Raw genomic sequence first — 16,839 nt, forward strand, 5'->3', positions numbered from 1 at the left:
CCCTGAATTCTGCACTATGAGGTAGCTTGGATATATATTCGACATTAAAAAAGCGACCAGAGTCGCTTTTTTCAAACCTTAGTACCACTTATAAGTTATCGGCACTGGTATCAAGTGGTGCAAGACTTTTTATCAACTCATCAACCGCTTTCATTTGACTCAAGTAGCCTTCTAACTTACTAAGCGCAAGTGCACATGGGCCATCACATTTAGCTTCATTTGGGTTTGGATGCGCTTCAATAAATAAACCTGCAATCCCAAGAGCCATACCGCTTCTTGCAAGTTCAGCAGCTTGAGCACGACGGCCATCAGCCGAGTCACTACGCCCACCAGGACGCTGTAATGCATGAGTGGCGTCAAAAATAACCGGAGCCATCGGTTTCATATCATCCATGCCTAGCATATCAACCACTAAGTTATTATAACCAAAGCTTGAACCACGCTCACAAAGGGCGATGTTATTGTTACCAGCTTCATTAAATTTAGTAATGATATGACGCATTTCGCGTGGCGCTAAAAACTGTGGTTTTTTAACGTTTATTACTGCCCCCGTCTTTGCCATAGCCACAACCAAATCAGTTTGTCGTGCTAAAAAAGCAGGTAACTGGATAACATCAACTACTTCTGCCACAGGTGCTGCTTGATGAGGCTCATGAACATCGGTAATTAAAGGCACATTAAACGTATTCTTTATTTCTTCAAATATTTTTAGGCCTTCTTCCATACCCGGCCCGCGATATGAATTTATTGATGAACGATTCGCTTTATCAAATGAAGCTTTAAAGACATAAGGAATATTAAGCTTATTGGTTACTTCAACATAATGCTCTGCAATGCGCATAGCCATATCACGCGATTCCAACACATTCATGCCACCAAATAATACAAATGGCTTTTCGTTCGCCAGTTCAATATCGTTAATTTTAATTAGCTGATTATTCATATTTATTCCTTAAGGAGCAACAGCTTGTAACATTAAGCCACAAATGTAAGCCATATATGTACCCACACCATAGCCTAGTACGGCAAGTAATACACCTACTGGCGCAAGTGATGGGTGAAATGCAGAGGCTACTACTGGCGCAGATGCAGCCCCTCCTACGTTAGCTTGTGAACCCACAGCCATATAAAATAATGGAGCTTTAATTAATTTAGCCACCAGCAACATTAAGCTGGCATGCGTAAGCATCCAAATAAGGCCAATAACAAAGTACAGTGGTGTTTCAAAAATAGCTGTAATATTCATGTGCAAGCCAATTGACGCCACTAAGATATATAAAAAGCTAGAGGCCACTTTAGAAGCGCCAAAGGCTTCAATATTTCGTACTTTAGTAAATGAAAGAGAAATACCAATGGTGGTTGAGATAACAATTAGCCAAAAGAACTTGCTGTTTAGGCTGTACTCTTGTGCCCATGGGAAATTAGCGCCAAAGTACGGGCCAAGGAAGTCGGCACAAAAATGTGCAAGGCCTGTAATACCAAATGCAATGGCAATAATAGTCATATAATCATTAAGCGTAGGCATACGCGCATGTTCAGCATGAAACTTTTCAACACGTGATTTTAGCTCTTCAATTGCACTAGTGTCGGCGCCTGTTTTAGCATCAATGGCCTTGTGGTTCGCTGCCATCAATAATAAAACCGCCATCCATAAGTTAGCCACTATCACATCAACAGTAACCATTGCTGAGAAAATATCGCCGCCAACGTCGAACATTTCTTTCATTGACGCTTGGTTAGCACCACCACCAATCCAGCTACCAGCAATAGTTGTCATACCACGCCAAACAGCATCAGGGCCATGGCCACCTATCGCTTCAGGAGCTACGGCACTCATAATGATAATAGCCAGCGGACCACCAATCACAATACCAACGGTACCGGTTAAAAACATGATTAATGCTTTAGGACCAAGATTTATAATCGCTTTTAAATCAATACTTATGGTAAGTAAAATTAAACAAGCAGGGAGTAAGTAACGCGATGCTACAAAGTAAACATTTGATGCATGGCCATCAACAATACCAAAGGTATTTAATAACGAAGGTAAAAAGTAGCACAGTAGTAACGCAGGCACGTATTTGTAAAACTTCTGTAGTGTCGGGTTTTGACTATGCGAGGTTTTAAAAATAAAGCCTAAAATAACTGCTAATAAACCAAATACAACTGCATCATTGGTAATTAGCGCAGTATGGGTTTCAGCCATGGGATTTCCTCAAATTAATGGTGAGTTTTGTTGTTGTCTTCAATTTCTTCAATTTGATGCATGATAATTTCAGTTGCAGGATCATCAGGACACTCATCAACGAAAAATTGCAAATCATCTCGCGCCATTTTAGGGCAATCAAGTTGATTAAGTAAATAACCGCGATCGCGGCGTTCGTACGGATCATCGCCAATCATAGCCATAAGCATATCTACACATGATAAGGCGTGACCAAACTTATTCTCAGTTATAAACGCCCATTTTTGCTGAGCCAAATAAAGTTTGTACACTTCATCGTCAAAGACTAGTTCTAACGGCTCTTGTGCATCGCCGTTTTCTTCACTGGCATTTTCAGGAGTAATATACCAGCTTTGCTGACCTGAACTTGGCTCTAATAAATAGCCTTCTTCATCACTGATTGCCACATGTACGTTTACTTCGCTTTGGTTAATACAGACACCGGCATCAAAGCCTGCATGTTGAAGCAAATGGCACAATAAAACCCCCAAGCTAGTTGGTGAGCCACTGCGCATGGCTAGCGTGTAGCTAAAGCTATTTAAAGTATATTCAGGCACTTTTAAGCTCGAGACACTAAACAGCCATTGCGTATAAAACATATCAACAATCGCATCTAGACATTCATGTTGATCATGATGTTGTTCACACACTTCGCTTACTTGATTTTCAAAGTCGCTGATCAATGCAAAGCTTTCACTCAACGAAGATTGAGGATCCCACTTCAATTCAGCACTAATACAACGATAAAGCGGAGCAGGAGTAAACGCATCATCTTGATAGGATTCATTTTGATCTTCAAACCAAGGAGTGGTCATTAATACTGCACATCTTTTATTAGAAAACGATGCGCTAGTTTACCTAGTTTTTAACTGAGTTACCAACGCATGTTAGGGTTTCCCCAATCAGCAACTAAAAAGCGCTCATTGGGGATAAGAATAATTAAAGTATAAGTGGGGTTTTAACTACGGCTAAATAACCTATTGCTAAAATAACCGCGGTTGTTACAAGTAAATAAGCAACTTTAGCTGTCATCGCTTGTTGTTTACTGGCAATAATACCGAGTGCAATGTAAGCAATAACTAAAATAATTTTCTCGAGTAACCAAGGCATTTCTAGTGGGTTAAAGCCGGCCATTACGATTAATGTTATGGCTGACACCAGCAGCAATGTATCTGTTACGTGGCTGCCAATAAAAACCAGTTTGTTTTTTGCAATAGCACCTGTGCCTATTCGTGAAAAAGAACGCACATAAAATAATAATACGCTAAGTACGGCAATTGCCATGTGAGTGTGTTTTACTGCTAAATAATCCATATACCCCTAGTGACTCTTAGTTAAATAATTAATCGGGAAAACGCATTAATACGTCCTCAAGTTCATTAACTGACTGATTAAATACATCAACCAGTTTAGGTTCGAAATGTTTACCTTTTTGTTTATTTCGTCTACTACTTATTCAATCAAGTAAACAAGCCGTTTTATAACAGCGTTTATGGCGCAATGCATCATAAAAATCTGCCAAAGCAGCAATTCGACTATAAATATGTACTGGCTCTTTTCAGACCTTCGGGAAGCCAGTACCCTCTCATTTATCTATGGCGATCACGTGCAATTATATTGTACGCGAGGAGTCTTTTAAAATCGCGTGACTTTTTTTCTATGGGTTTTCGTTATCTCCCACTCATCTTGCTCAAGTTTCGCAGGCTTATTTAAAATACTACCTTGATGTACCGACTTTAACCACACCATTTAATTCTTGCTGCGGTTCATCTAAAAACAAAAAATCATCCAGCATAACGAGTCTTTAGCTATACTTTTGTTAGGCATTACTTTTATTCTGGCCATTGAGCAAGTGTTACACGATCATTATTACCTAAGTCTTTAACTGTGAGTATATTTATATATGCCATTTCTGTAAAAACACGTCGTACTTTAATGCTTTGTTCAAAACCATGCTCTAATAAAAGATAACCATTTTTTTGTAAATAATCACGCGATTGAAAAATTATATGTTTAATATCTGCCATACCATCGTCTTCAGCCACTAATGCTGAAAGCGGTTCAAAACGCAGATCACCTTGGTTGAGATGAATATCATCCGACTCAATATACGGAGGATTACTTACTATTAAGTCAAACTGCTGCTTAGTAACGGCGCTCATCCAATCGCTTTGCAAAAAAGTGACATTGTTAAACCCGAGGCGCTGTTTATTAATATTTGCAAGCGTAACTGCATCACTTACCCTATCGACTCCGGTTATTTGCCAGTTTGGCATTTCGCTGGCAAGCGCAAGGGCTATAGCACCGGTGCCGGTACCTAAATCAAGTACCTTGGCATTATCAGGCAAACTTAAGCTAAGTGCATGTTCAACCAGTGTTTCAGTATCAGGACGTGGAATAAGCGTAGCAGGATTAACTTGTAGCGGAAGACTCCAAAATTCTCGAAGCCCAGTAATATGTGCCACCGGTTCGCCATTTACACGGCGCTTGCAGTAGTCATTAAATTGTATTTTTTGCTCTGTGGTTAAATGCTTTTCAGGCCACGTAAATAAATAACTGCGTGGCTTTTGCAAAACATGCAGTAGCAAAACTTCGCTATCGAGTTTTGCACTGTCGCTGGTATTTGCTAACTGTTCAACAGCGTTAGCAAGCGCTTGCTCAATACGAGTGGGCACGCTTATTCGTCACCCATTGCAGCCAGTAAATCTGCTTGATACTCCTGCATCAATGGTTCAATAACGGCGCCTAAGTCACCGGCAACCACTTCATTTAAACGATATAAAGTAAGGTTAATACGGTGGTCTGTAATACGCCCTTGTGGGTAGTTGTAAGTGCGAATACGCTCTGAACGGTCACCACTTCCCACTAAGTTACGTCGTTCAGACGCTTCAGCCGATTGACGTTTTTCGTCTTCAGCTTGTTGTAAGCGTGCACCGAGTACTGACATCGCTTTAGCACGGTTTTTATGCTGCGAACGCTCATCCTGACACTCAACTACCACACCACTTGGTAAATGGGTAATACGAATAGCTGAATCCGTTTTATTAACGTGCTGACCACCCGCTCCTGATGCGCGAAAGGTATCTACTTTTATATCTGCGCTATTTATTTCAATTGCTTGTGCTTCAGGAACTTCAGCCATTACTGCCACAGTACAGGCAGAGGTATGCACTCGCCCTTGTGATTCGGTTTCTGGCACGCGTTGCACTCTGTGAGCGCCTGATTCAAACTTAAGTTGACCATAGACACCTTCACCGCTGATGTGAGCAATTACTTCTTTGTAACCACCGTGTTCACTTTCGTTGGTACTAACAATTTCCACTTTCCACTTTTTAGTTTCAGCGTAACGGCCGTACATACGAAATAAGTCACCGGCAAAAATAGCCGCCTCATCACCACCCGTCCCTGCACGAACCTCTAAAAATACGTTGTTATTATCTTTCGGATCTTTTGGCAACATTAATACTTGTAGTTCGTCTGCTAAGCGAAGAACCTGCGCTTTTGCTTCTTTAAATTCTTCTTGTGCCATCTCGCGCATATCAGGATCATTATCTTTAAGCATTTCTTCAGCACTGGCCACGTCATCTTGCGCTTGCTGATAAGCTAAAAAGGTTTTTACAATTTCTTCTAACTCCGAGTACTCTTTTGAAAGCGTACGAAAACGATTCTGATCGTTAATTACAGAGGGGTCACTTAATAGTGCTTGCACTTCTTCGTAGCGTTCTACTAAGGTTTCTAACTTACGATAAACGGACTCTTTCATTTAATTGCTATTCCTGATCAATACCTAACATTTTCTTTAATTGGCGTAACTGAGCCACTTCACCTTTTTTCGCTGCATCTTGAATAGCACGTGTAGGCGCGTGCATCAGGCGATTGGTTAATTTGTTGGCTAGTTCTAAAATTACTTTTTCAGCGTCTTTACCGGTATTTAATTGACCTATTGCTTTGTCTACCAGTTCAGACTTTACATCTTGTACATCTTTACGATAATGACGAATTAACCCCACTGAATCGAGGGAGCGCATCCACATTGCAAATTCAGCGCTTTTATCGGCAATAATAATTTGGGCTTGCTCGGCTGCGTGCTCACGAGAGGCAATATTCTCGCTTACAATGGCTTGTAAGTCATCAACTGAATATAAATACGCCGCGTCAAGCTCTCCAACTTGGCTTTCTATATCCCGTGGTACAGCAATATCAATAAACAACATCGGTTTGTGACGACGCTGTTTAAGTGCTTGCTCCACCCCCCCTTTGCCAATAATAGGCAAGGTACTAGCGGTTGAACTAATAACAATATCTGCTTGATGGAGTCGCTCAGGCAATTGTGCAAGAGCAATTACATCACCGCCTACGCTTTCGGCTAAGCCTTTAGCTCGCTCAATGGTGCGATTAGCAACCGTAATTTGTTGTGGGCCACTTTGGTAGATATGTTTAGCAACTAACTCAATAGTTTCACCAGCACCAATTAGCAGCACTTTGGTTTTATCTAACTTACCGTAAATATGCTTAGCTAAATTTACCGCTGCATAAGCAACAGATACCGCGCTGGCACCTATTTCAGTCTCAGTTCTAACTTGCTTGGCTACTGAGAAGGTTTTTTGAAATAGACGATCAAAAACCAAACTGACAGACTCGTGGTTTTTCGCACTATTATAAGCTTGCTTGATTTGCCCTAATATTTGTGGCTCACCTAGTACCAGCGAATCAAGCCCACACGCGACCCGCATCAAATGGTTAATCGCATCATTATCTTCATAACAATAAATATTACTGCCTAGTTCTTGTTCATCTAAACCATGAAAATCTGCAAGCCATTGCAACAGTGTTTGGGAATTCTGTTGCGCGAGGCTACAATAGATCTCTGTACGGTTGCAGGTAGAGATAATCACCACCTCATTAAATTGGGCATGACTACTCAATTGCTGTAACGCCTCAGACAACTGCTCAGGCGAAAAGGCGACCTTTTCACGTAAATCTACGGATGCTGTTTTATGATTAATACCAAGTGCTACTATGGTCATATCTGCCAAATATTGCTAAGCCCTGCTCGAAAGGCAGCATTTTACCAAAATTCATTGGAATATGGAAAGTAAGGAACGACATTTGATTCGACATAATTTGATTTTACTACTATTTTTTTTATTTTTAGGTGGTTGTGCGCAAAAAATAAATCAGCAAACAGTCCTTTATGATGACTGGAAAGCACAATTAGCGATACAAAATAACTGGCAAGTTGAAGGTAAACTGGCTTTTATAAGCCCAGAAGAACGCCAATCAGCCAATTTAAACTGGCAACAAAAACAGACGCTAAACGAACTGGTATTAACCAGTTTTATTGGTACCCGTATTTTAGGCCTTAAGCAAACCGCATCCGGTGCAGAACTTAAATATGATGGCGAAACCTATCACGATACTAATGCAAGTCGTCTCTTATCGCGCTTAACCGGCTTTACTATTCCACTTGATAACGCTAAGCAGTGGCTAAAAGGTACAGTAACTGACGGTGATATTAAACTTGACTCATTAGGGCGCACCCAACAAGTTAGTTACACAGATAATTCGGGCCTAAAATGGCTGATTCAATATAGCGAATATCAGCAAATAGACGGTTACTGGTTGCCAAAAAATCTCACTTTAAAACACCAGCAACTAAAAATTAAAATCCAACTTTATCAATGGCACTTTAATTAATATGAATTCCCAGCATACTCAGAATACTTCTTCAGCTTCTTTTTCATTAATGGCTCCTGCCAAACTTAATTTATTTTTGCATATTAATGGTAAGCGCAGTGATGGCTATCACGAGCTTGAAACATTATTTACGTTTTTAAATTTTGGTGATGAACTGACCTTTACTGAAACAAAAAATAATGAAATTGAAGTATCGGGTGATACTCATGACATCGAACTTCACGACAATTTAATTTACAAAGCCGCTTTATTACTAAAAAAACACACTCAAGTTAATAAAGGCGCAAAAATAAATTTAATTAAAAAGCTCCCAATGGGCGGTGGTGTTGGTGGTGGCTCATCTGATGCAGCAAGCACTTTATTAGGCCTTAATAAGTTGTGGGATACCCGGCTTTCGAAAGCGCAGCTAGCCGAAATAGGCCTACAGCTAGGCGCTGACGTGCCTGTATTCATTAACGGTAAAAGTGCCTTAGCACAAGGCGTAGGTGAACAGTTAAGCGAAGTTATCCTACCCGAAAAGTGGTACTGTGTGGTACACCCAAAGCAACATGTTAGCACCGCGCAAATTTTTACTCATCCTGATTTAAAACGCGATACAAAAAAATTAAAAGGTGAGTGGCAACAACACCATGTATGTAATGATTGCGAGCCATTAGTTAAAAAGCTCTGCCCTGAGGTTGAAAAAACCCTCCAGTGGTTGCTAAAATACGCTCCGTCAAAGATGACTGGCACAGGTTCTTGTTGTTTTGTGGAATTTTCAACGCAAAAAGAAGCGCAACAAGTGCTTGCAGACCTCCCTCATAAATGGGACGGTTTTATTGCTAATAGTGTTAATTTATCTGCCGCCCATACGCAGTTGAATGCTATACTTTGAACAACGAAGTAACGTACAAGTAAACTAGTTAATTAACTCTCATGAGTTGGTTAGTCCAAAAATTCAGTGCCTGAGGAACCCTACCGTGCCTGACATGAAGCTCTTCGCTGGTAACGCAACACCTGAGTTAGCTCAAAAAGTTGCAAAACGTTTATATATTGAATTAGGCGATGCTGTTGTTGGCCGTTTTAGTGACGGTGAGATCAGTGTTCAAATTAAAGAAAATGTCCGCGGCTCGGATGTTTTTATCTTGCAATCAACCTGCGCCCCTACAAACGATAACTTGATGGAGCTTATCGTTATGGTTGATGCATTACGTCGTGCGTCTGCTGGTCGTATCACAGCTGTAATCCCGTACTTTGGTTATGCCCGTCAAGACCGTCGAGTACGTTCTGCACGTGTACCAATCACTGCTAAAGTTGTTGCCGACTTTTTATCAAGTGTCGGGGTTGACCGCGTATTAACGGTTGACTTACACGCTGAGCAAATCCAAGGTTTCTTTGATGTACCAGTAGATAACGTATTTGGTAGCCCAGTATTACTAGAAGACATGAAAGATCGTGACTTTGACGATGTAGTTGTCGTTTCACCAGATATTGGCGGCGTAGTTCGCGCACGTGCTATTGCAAAACTATTACACGATACTGACTTGGCTATTATTGATAAGCGTCGCCCACAAGCGAACGTTTCTCAAGTAATGCATATTATTGGTGATGTTGAAGGCCGCGATTGTATTATCGTTGACGATATGATTGATACCGGGGGTACATTGTGTAAAGCAGCTGAAGCATTGAAAGAGCATGGCGCAAAACGCGTATTTGCTTATGCAACGCACCCTATTCTTTCGGGCAAAGCCGCTGAAAACATCCGCAACTCAGTAATTGATGAGGTGATTGTAACCGATTCAATTCCTCTGTCTGAAGAACTAAAATCAATTGAAAAAGTGAAAGTATTAACACTTGCAGACATGTTAGCGGAAACAATTCGTCGTATTAGCAACGAAGAATCTATCTCAGCGATGTTCGAACACTAATTTAGTTTTCCTACACCGCACGATAAAAGCACCTTTAAGGTGCTTTTTTTATAGCTGTTGTTTCTTTTACCTAGGGGCAGTGGTATGATAGCGCGCCTTTTGGCTAGGGACCTTGGTCGCAAAGGCCCTAACACTTTTAATTATTTGGAGACATCATGTCTGAGAAAAAATACACTTATAGCGCTGAACTTCGCGTAGAAACTGGTACTGGTGCGAGCCGCCGCCTACGTCGCGAAGACAAAGTTCCTGCGATCCTTTACGGTGCAGGTAAAGATGCTGTAGCACTTACTTTCGCTCATAAAGATATGAACAAAGCACAAGAAGACGAAGGTTTTTACACGCATATTCTTACTGTTGATATTGCTGGCGAGGCTATTGAAGTTATCTTAAAAGATATTCACCGTCACCCGTTCAAGCCTAAGATCACTCACCTTGATTTCCAACGTGTAGATGCAACACATAAACTTCACACTAAAGTACCTTTACACTTCATCGGTGAAGAGATCGTAGGTAAGTTAGGTGCAACTGTTGTTCACCAATTAACTGAAGTTGAAATCACGTGTCTACCTAAAGCACTTCCAGAATTTGTTGAAGTAGACGTTTCTGATCTAGTAGCTGGTGATTCAATCCACCTTTCTGAACTTAAATTACCTGCAGGCGTTCAATCTGTAGAATTAGGTAAAGGCGAAGGCCACGATCAGTCAATAGTTACTGTTAAAGCAAACAAAGCAGCTCCAACTGAAGACGAAGAAGCTTCAGACGCTGCAGAATAATATTTAAGGTCTTGCACCTTGAATTCTATTCAAATGCTTGTGGGCCTGGCTAATCCAGGCCCCGAATACGCAAACACTCGCCACAACGCAGGTGCTTGGTTCATCACTGAACTTGCAGCACGATATAACTGCACGCTAAAACACGACCCTAAATATCACGGCCTAACTGGCAAAGTGATCATCCAAAACCAAGAATTTAAATTATTGATCCCCACCACATATATGAACTTAAGTGGTAAATCGGTCAGTAGTTTAGCTAATTTTTTCAAAATCCCTGTTGAAGACATTTTAGTCGCTCACGATGAACTGGATTTAGAACCCGGTGTTGCCAAATTAAAAAAAGGTGGCGGACACGGTGGCCATAATGGTTTAAAAGACATTATTGCTAAAATGGCAAATAAAAAAGATTTTATGCGTTTACGCATAGGTATTGGTCACCCTGGACACCGTGAAATGGTAACAGGTTGGGTGCTTGGAAAAGCAGCTAAAGAAGACCAAGAAAAAATGGATGCTGCGGTTGATGAAGCTGTTCGTTGTATGGAAATACTTGCAAAAGATGGTGTGTTAAAAGCACAAAACAGACTACATTCTTTTAAACCGTTATAAATAACGATTGAACGAATCTAAACAAGGTATCTTACTATGGGTTTTAAATGTGGCATCGTCGGTTTGCCTAATGTTGGCAAATCAACACTTTTCAATGCATTAACTAAAGCGGGAATTGAAGCCGCTAACTTTCCTTTTTGTACCATTGAACCTAACACCGGTGTGGTTCCAGTACCAGATTCTCGCCTAGATGAACTAGCTAAAATTGTTAACCCACAACGCATTCTTACAACAAGTATGGAGTTTGTTGACATAGCAGGCTTAGTAAAAGGCGCCTCAAAAGGTGAAGGTTTAGGTAATCAGTTTTTAGCGAATATTCGTGAAACCGATGCAATTGGCCACGTTGTTCGCTGCTTTGAAGATGAAAATGTTATTCACGTAGCGGGCACTATTGACCCTGCAGATGACATTGACGTAATTAATACTGAGCTAGTACTTGCTGATATGGACAGCGCTGAAAAAGCAATTTTCCGTAATGCAAAAAAAGCTAAAGGCGGCGATAAAGAAGCAAAAGAGCAAAACTCCGTACTTGAAAAAGTAAAAGCACACCTTGATGAAGGCCTGACTTTACGCTCTTTAGAACTCACTAAAGAAGAAAAAGCAGCAATTGCCTCAGTTAACTTTTTAACCATCAAGCCTACAATGTATATTGCTAACGTAGCAGAAGATGGCTTTGAAAATAATCCATATCTGGATCGCGTACGTAAAATTGCTGCCGCTGAAAATGCCGTGGTTGTTCCTGTATGTGCTGCAATCGAGTCTGAGCTTTCAGAGCTTGATGAAGAAGATAAACTTGAATTTATGGCTGACCTAGGTCTTGAAGAGCCAGGTTTGAATCTTGTTATTCGTGGTGGTTATGAATTACTGCAATTACAAACTTACTTTACCGCGGGTGTTAAAGAAGTTCGTGCCTGGACAATCCCGATAGGTGCAACAGCACCACAATCAGCAGGTAAAATTCACACAGACTTTGAACGTGGTTTTATCCGCGCACAAACGATTGCTTATGATGACTACATTGCCTGTAAAGGTGAAAGTGGCGCTAAAGAAGCAGGTAAAATGCGTCAAGAAGGTAAAGAATACATTGTTAAAGATGGCGATGTAATGAACTTCTTATTTAACGTATAAGCCTTTTGGCTATATAAATTAGAAAAGAGCCTACGGGCTCTTTTTTGTTTTATAGACCTCAACATTTTTATAGTTGAGCACTATACTTGCCATAAAAATAAAGCTTTTAAATAAAATTTAGCCGCTTAGCTTATTTTTCCTGCAAACAAACCTTTATAAGCATTTTTTTGCAAAAAAGGTATTGACGCAGATACCCCATATCAGCATAATACGCCCCGCACTCAGCAATGATGTGTTAACAAAAAAGATGGCTAAGTAGCTCAGCTGGTTAGAGCACATCACTCATAATGATGGGGTCACAGGTTCAAATCCCGTCTTAGCCACCATTCATTTTTGTTGCTCAATGAAGAGTTTAAAATAACTACCGAGTGTTTAACTACACAAAGTATGCGGGAGTGGCGGAATTGGTAGACGCGCTGGATTTAGGTTCCAGTAACTTAGGTTGTGAGAGTTCAAGTCTCTCCTTCCGCACCATGTTCTGATAAGAACTAAAATTATCAATTGTTTCAGTTGGGATATCGCCAAGCGGTAAGGCACCAGGTTTTGATCCTGGCATTCCCAGGTTCAAATCCTGGTATCCCAGCCAACAATGGCTAAGTAGCTCAGCTGGTTAGAGCACATCACTCATAATGATGGGGTCACAGGTTCAAATCCCGTCTTAGCCACCATTTCTTCTTGAAATGGCTCTGCAAGAGTTAAATTGCAGCTCAATGAAGAGTTTAAAATAACTACCTTTCTTTGATTTTATCAAAGTGAAAATGCGGGAGTGGCGGAATTGGTAGACGCGCTGGATTTAGGTTCCAGTAACTTAGGTTGTGAGAGTTCAAGTCTCTCCTTCCGCACCATGTTCTAGATAAGAACTAAAATTATCAGCTAATTCTTTGTTGGGATATCGCCAAGCGGTAAGGCACCAGGTTTTGATCCTGGCATTCCCAGGTTCAAATCCTGGTATCCCAGCCAACTTCTTCTACCAAGGAAAGTTGCTAAAGAATAACTCTAGCTACGAGTATAAACAGCAACCTTATTGATGCGGGAGTGGCGGAATTGGTAGACGCGCTGGATTTAGGTTCCAGTAACTTAGGTTGTGAGAGTTCAAGTCTCTCCTTCCGCACCATGTTCTTGATAGGAACTAAAAATATCGGCTAATTCTTTGTTGGGATATCGCCAAGCGGTAAGGCACCAGGTTTTGATCCTGGCATTCCCAGGTTCAAATCCTGGTATCCCAGCCAACTTCTTCTACCAAGGAAAGTTGCTAAAGAATAACTCTAGCTACGAGTATAAATAGCAACCCTATTTATGCGGGAGTGGCGGAATTGGTAGACGCGCTGGATTTAGGTTCCAGTAACTTAGGTTGTGAGAGTTCAAGTCTCTCCTTCCGCACCATGTTCTATGAAGAACTAAAACTAGTCCAATTTATAGTTGGGATATCGCCAAGCGGTAAGGCACCAGGTTTTGATCCTGGCATTCCCAGGTTCAAATCCTGGTATCCCAGCCAATTTCTTAAAAATCCTCTTTAAATCTTTAAAAAACACTAAAGCGTGAGCTTTCACCCACGATTTTGCTCATCAGCTAACATCACCACTAATCGCATACTTAAGTACCCAGTTTTTCACAGGGCCCGTTTTATTGGCCATTTTTAAAAACTGACTGCGCGCCCAACTAAGTGGCGCTACTTGGTTTGAAAAACTAAAATAACACGCATCCATCATGCTCATCATTAATAAGTTAGCTTTACGGCGGGTTAGCTCATATTCTTCTAAAATACCAGCAGCACCAATATCATCCTGCTCAGCAATGAGTGTGCTAAGCGCTGCTACATCTTGAAACCCCAAATTAACGCCCTGCCCTGCTAATGGGTTAATAGTGTGCGCGGCATCACCAATAAGCACCAGTCGGCCTTGAGAATAGTTATTTGCATGTAGGCGAGCAAGAGGGAATACCGCCTGTTGAATAACCTCAAAATCACCAGGTAGTGCTGGAAAATGATTAATAAGTTGCTGCTTAAGCTCGCTTTTTGAAAGTAGCTGCCATTCTTTTAGCTGCTTAGCATCGTGATAACAAATTAAATTAGCATACGGCGCCTGCATAGGTAGAAATGCCACCGGCCCAGTAGCTTTGAATTGCTGCCAGGTTTTTATTTGCTGCGGCGCATCTAATTTTATTAGTACACCCATACAATGCTGGCCGTATTGCCACCCTGTTACGCCAATATTAGCCGCTGCTCTTAATTGTGACTGCCCCCCATCTGCAGCAACGACTAAGTCGGCGCTGTAGCGTGAATCATCATAAACAAGTGTGATATCCGTATCAGTCTGTAAAATGGCCGTCACGGCACTCTGTTGTTCAACAACCGTAATATCAAGAGTTGAGAATTGCTGCCAAAGACTGGCTTGAATCAGTTTGTTTTCAATTAAGTGCCCAAGGTGCGAGGTGTTTATATCATTGCAATCAAACAGTAAGTTATCGCCCACACGCTCAAAAGCTTCTAATTTCTGGTATGGCGCTAAACGGCTTTGCTTAAGAAGTGCCATAGCACCGAGTTCATCAAGTAAATTTTCAGAAAAACGATTTATAGCCGATACACGAATATCAACCTGCTCATTATTTAATACTTGGCTTGGGTCAATTATATGCTTTTCAATTACAGTTACAGTGCAGCCTTGCTTGGCAAACTTCACTGCAGCCGCAGCGCCGACCATACCACCACCAACAATAATCACGTTGTTTTTATTCATTATTTTTTCACTAATTTGACTCGTTTTTACAATGCTTGATTGTAGCGTAAATCAGTCTTACCTGTCAGCGCATTTAATAATCGAGTAGTTAAAAATTGAGCTTGTTTGATTTCAATCCACAAACATTAAAACTATACTTGGATCTAGGTCGGTATCCAGCTAAAATACGCGTCCTTTAAGTCAGCATGCATTTTAACGCATCTGCTACTTGATCCTGTTTCTAGCACGTATTTGTGCCACTACCGAATTGAAAACGAGGCAATATTTCAATGAGTAAAAAGCTGCATATTAAAACCTGGGGTTGTCAGATGAATGAATACGACTCTCAGAAGATGGCGGATCTTCTCGATGCTACCAACGGCTACCAGTTAACTGATGAAGCTGTGGATGCAGACGTGATCTTACTCAATACCTGTTCAATTCGTGAAAAAGCCCAAGAAAAGGTGTTTCATCAATTAGGTCGCTGGAAGTTATTAAAAGATGACAAGCCAGACTTGATCATTGGGGTCGGCGGCTGTGTAGCCTCCCAAGAAGGTGACTCTATTCGTCAACGCGCACCATTTGTTGATGTGATTTTTGGTCCGCAAACATTACATCGCCTTCCTGAAATGATCAAGCAAGTACAAGGGAGTAAAGGATCATCGGTAGTTGATATTTCATTCCCTGAAATTGAAAAATTTGACCGTTTGCCCGAGCCAAAAGCCGAAGGCCCTTCTGCATTTGTATCTATTATGGAAGGCTGCTCTAAATATTGTACGTTCTGCGTAGTACCATATACTCGTGGTGAAGAAGTAAGCCGCCCACTGGATGATGTATTATTAGAAGTAGCGCAACTGGCTGAACAAGGCGTACGTGAAGTAAACTTATTAGGTCAAAACGTAAATGCTTATCGCGGTGATACTCACGACGGAGAGATTTGTTATTTCTCCGATCTAATTCGTTACGTAGCAGCGATTGACGGTATTGACCGCATTCGTTACACCACTTCTCATCCGGTTGAGTTTACTCCGGATATTATTGATGCGTACGAAGATGTACCCGAACTAGTCGATCACTTGCACTTGCCAGTACAAAGTGGCTCAGATCGTATTCTTAATTTAATGAAACGCGGCCACACTGCGCTTGAATATAAGTCAACGATTCGTAAATTACGTAAAATTCGCCCTAACTTAAGTATGTCGTCTGACTTTATCATCGGCTTCCCAGGTGAAAGTGCAACTGACTTTGAAGCCACTATGAACCTTATTAATGATATTGGTTTTGATATGAGCTTTAGTTTTATTTATAGCGCGCGCCCAGGTACACCAGCGGCTGACTTGCCAGATGATGTGTCAGATCAAGAGAAAAAAGAGCGCCTCTACTTATTACAAAATAGAATCACCCAAATGGCACAGCATATAAGCCGCCAAATGTTTGATACCGAGCAGCGCATATTAGTTGAAGGCCCATCAAAGAAAAACCCGATGGAACTGCGCGGCCGCACTGAGAATAACCGTGTAGTAAACTTTGTTGGTCCTCATTCAGTAATCGGTCAATTCGTTGATGTACGTATTACAGAAGCATTACCTAACTCTTTACGTGGTGACTTAATTCGTACAGAATCAGAAATGAACCTACGTCGTGATATTGCACCATCAGCCATAGTTAGTAAGGCAGCTCAACCAGAAGCACCTGCAGCACAGAACGAAATTGGTGTTGCGACGTTTGTTCCGTAGCTAATTAATTGGTGTCAGTCTCGGTTAAAGCTTAGGCTGACACCCATAAATAGG

At 41.2% G+C, this 16,839-nt stretch carries 15 protein-coding genes and 10 tRNA genes; 17 read left to right on the forward strand and 8 right to left on the reverse strand.

Going from position 1 to position 16,839, the window contains the following annotated elements:
- Positions 1-88: 88 nt before the first annotated feature.
- From kdsA to hemA, 7 genes are all read right to left on the reverse strand, one after another.
- Positions 89-943 (reverse strand): 3-deoxy-8-phosphooctulonate synthase, encoded by an 855-nt coding sequence (gene kdsA / locus ACT3RM_RS01410; protein ID WP_441836353.1) that lies wholly within the window; start codon positions 941-943, stop codon positions 89-91.
- A 9-nt stretch (positions 944-952) separates the two neighbouring features.
- Complete coding sequence (locus tag ACT3RM_RS01415) at positions 953-2,206, reverse strand: DUF819 family protein (protein WP_441836352.1); 1,254 nt, start codon at positions 2,204-2,206, stop codon at positions 953-955.
- Between the two features lie 14 nt (positions 2,207-2,220).
- Positions 2,221-3,039, reverse strand: coding sequence for a tetratricopeptide repeat protein (locus tag ACT3RM_RS01420; protein ID WP_441994738.1), 819 nt, complete (start codon positions 3,037-3,039; stop codon positions 2,221-2,223).
- Positions 3,040-3,163: 124 nt separating this feature from the next.
- Complete coding sequence (locus ACT3RM_RS01425) at positions 3,164-3,538, reverse strand: SirB2 family protein (RefSeq protein WP_441992719.1); 375 nt, start codon at positions 3,536-3,538, stop codon at positions 3,164-3,166.
- Positions 3,539-4,056: 518 nt separating this feature from the next.
- Positions 4,057-4,899, reverse strand: a complete 843-nt coding sequence (prmC, locus tag ACT3RM_RS01430; RefSeq protein WP_441834270.1) for a peptide chain release factor N(5)-glutamine methyltransferase — start codon at positions 4,897-4,899, stop codon at positions 4,057-4,059.
- Positions 4,900-4,901: 2 nt separating this feature from the next.
- Positions 4,902-5,987: a peptide chain release factor 1 gene (prfA, locus tag ACT3RM_RS01435; RefSeq protein WP_441834271.1), complete on the reverse strand. Its 1,086-nt coding sequence runs from the start codon at positions 5,985-5,987 to the stop codon at positions 4,902-4,904.
- Between the two features lie 7 nt (positions 5,988-5,994).
- A complete protein-coding gene (gene hemA / locus ACT3RM_RS01440) occupies positions 5,995-7,251 on the reverse strand; it encodes a glutamyl-tRNA reductase (protein ID WP_441834272.1) in 1,257 nt (418 codons plus the stop codon).
- An 82-nt stretch (positions 7,252-7,333) separates the two neighbouring features.
- Between hemA and lolB the strand changes: the two genes are divergently transcribed.
- From lolB to ACT3RM_RS01520, 16 genes are all read left to right on the forward strand, one after another.
- Positions 7,334-7,921: a lipoprotein insertase outer membrane protein LolB gene (gene lolB / locus ACT3RM_RS01445; RefSeq protein WP_441994739.1), complete on the forward strand. Its 588-nt coding sequence runs from the start codon at positions 7,334-7,336 to the stop codon at positions 7,919-7,921.
- Position 7,922: 1 nt separating this feature from the next.
- Positions 7,923-8,795 (forward strand): 4-(cytidine 5'-diphospho)-2-C-methyl-D-erythritol kinase, encoded by an 873-nt coding sequence (gene ispE, locus ACT3RM_RS01450; RefSeq protein WP_441994740.1) that lies wholly within the window; start codon positions 7,923-7,925, stop codon positions 8,793-8,795.
- A gap of 85 nt (positions 8,796-8,880) precedes the next feature.
- Entirely contained in the window at positions 8,881-9,828 is a 948-nt protein-coding gene (locus ACT3RM_RS01455) for a ribose-phosphate pyrophosphokinase (RefSeq protein WP_441994741.1), read from the forward strand.
- A gap of 155 nt (positions 9,829-9,983) precedes the next feature.
- A complete protein-coding gene (locus ACT3RM_RS01460) occupies positions 9,984-10,601 on the forward strand; it encodes a 50S ribosomal protein L25/general stress protein Ctc (protein ID WP_441994742.1) in 618 nt (205 codons plus the stop codon).
- A gap of 18 nt (positions 10,602-10,619) precedes the next feature.
- The gene (gene pth / locus ACT3RM_RS01465) at positions 10,620-11,207 is read left to right on the forward strand and encodes an aminoacyl-tRNA hydrolase (RefSeq protein WP_441994743.1); all 588 of its coding nucleotides are present in this window, start codon (positions 10,620-10,622) and stop codon (positions 11,205-11,207) included.
- Between the two features lie 36 nt (positions 11,208-11,243).
- Positions 11,244-12,335 carry a redox-regulated ATPase YchF gene (gene ychF, locus ACT3RM_RS01470; RefSeq protein WP_441994744.1) on the forward strand — a complete coding sequence of 364 codons (1,092 nt, stop codon included), beginning with the start codon at positions 11,244-11,246 and terminating at the stop codon, positions 12,333-12,335.
- Positions 12,336-12,584: 249 nt separating this feature from the next.
- A tRNA-Met gene (locus ACT3RM_RS01475) sits at positions 12,585-12,661 on the forward strand.
- A gap of 63 nt (positions 12,662-12,724) precedes the next feature.
- A tRNA-Leu gene (locus ACT3RM_RS01480) sits at positions 12,725-12,809 on the forward strand.
- 37 nt (positions 12,810-12,846) lie between these two features.
- Positions 12,847-12,921: transfer RNA gene (locus ACT3RM_RS01485), tRNA-Gln, on the forward strand.
- A gap of 5 nt (positions 12,922-12,926) precedes the next feature.
- A tRNA-Met gene (locus tag ACT3RM_RS01490) sits at positions 12,927-13,003 on the forward strand.
- Between the two features lie 92 nt (positions 13,004-13,095).
- Positions 13,096-13,180, forward strand: a tRNA-Leu gene (locus tag ACT3RM_RS01495).
- Positions 13,181-13,220: 40 nt separating this feature from the next.
- Positions 13,221-13,295, forward strand: a tRNA-Gln gene (locus tag ACT3RM_RS01500).
- 69 nt (positions 13,296-13,364) lie between these two features.
- Positions 13,365-13,449 (forward strand) — tRNA-Leu (locus ACT3RM_RS01505).
- Between the two features lie 40 nt (positions 13,450-13,489).
- Positions 13,490-13,564 (forward strand) — tRNA-Gln (locus ACT3RM_RS01510).
- A 69-nt stretch (positions 13,565-13,633) separates the two neighbouring features.
- Positions 13,634-13,718, forward strand: a tRNA-Leu gene (locus ACT3RM_RS01515).
- A gap of 37 nt (positions 13,719-13,755) precedes the next feature.
- A tRNA-Gln gene (locus ACT3RM_RS01520) sits at positions 13,756-13,830 on the forward strand.
- A 70-nt stretch (positions 13,831-13,900) separates the two neighbouring features.
- Here ACT3RM_RS01520 and ACT3RM_RS01525 read toward each other — a convergent pair.
- Positions 13,901-15,070, reverse strand: coding sequence for an FAD-dependent oxidoreductase (locus tag ACT3RM_RS01525; protein WP_441994786.1), 1,170 nt, complete (start codon positions 15,068-15,070; stop codon positions 13,901-13,903).
- A gap of 269 nt (positions 15,071-15,339) precedes the next feature.
- On the opposite strand from ACT3RM_RS01525, the gene miaB reads away from it, so the two are divergent.
- Positions 15,340-16,785: a tRNA (N6-isopentenyl adenosine(37)-C2)-methylthiotransferase MiaB gene (gene miaB / locus ACT3RM_RS01530; protein WP_441994785.1), complete on the forward strand. Its 1,446-nt coding sequence runs from the start codon at positions 15,340-15,342 to the stop codon at positions 16,783-16,785.
- The last annotated feature ends 54 nt before the right edge of the window (positions 16,786-16,839 follow it).

The sequence above is a fragment of the Pseudoalteromonas sp. AOP7-A1-14 genome (assembly GCF_052376275.1).
GTDB lineage: Bacteria > Pseudomonadota > Gammaproteobacteria > Enterobacterales > Alteromonadaceae > Pseudoalteromonas.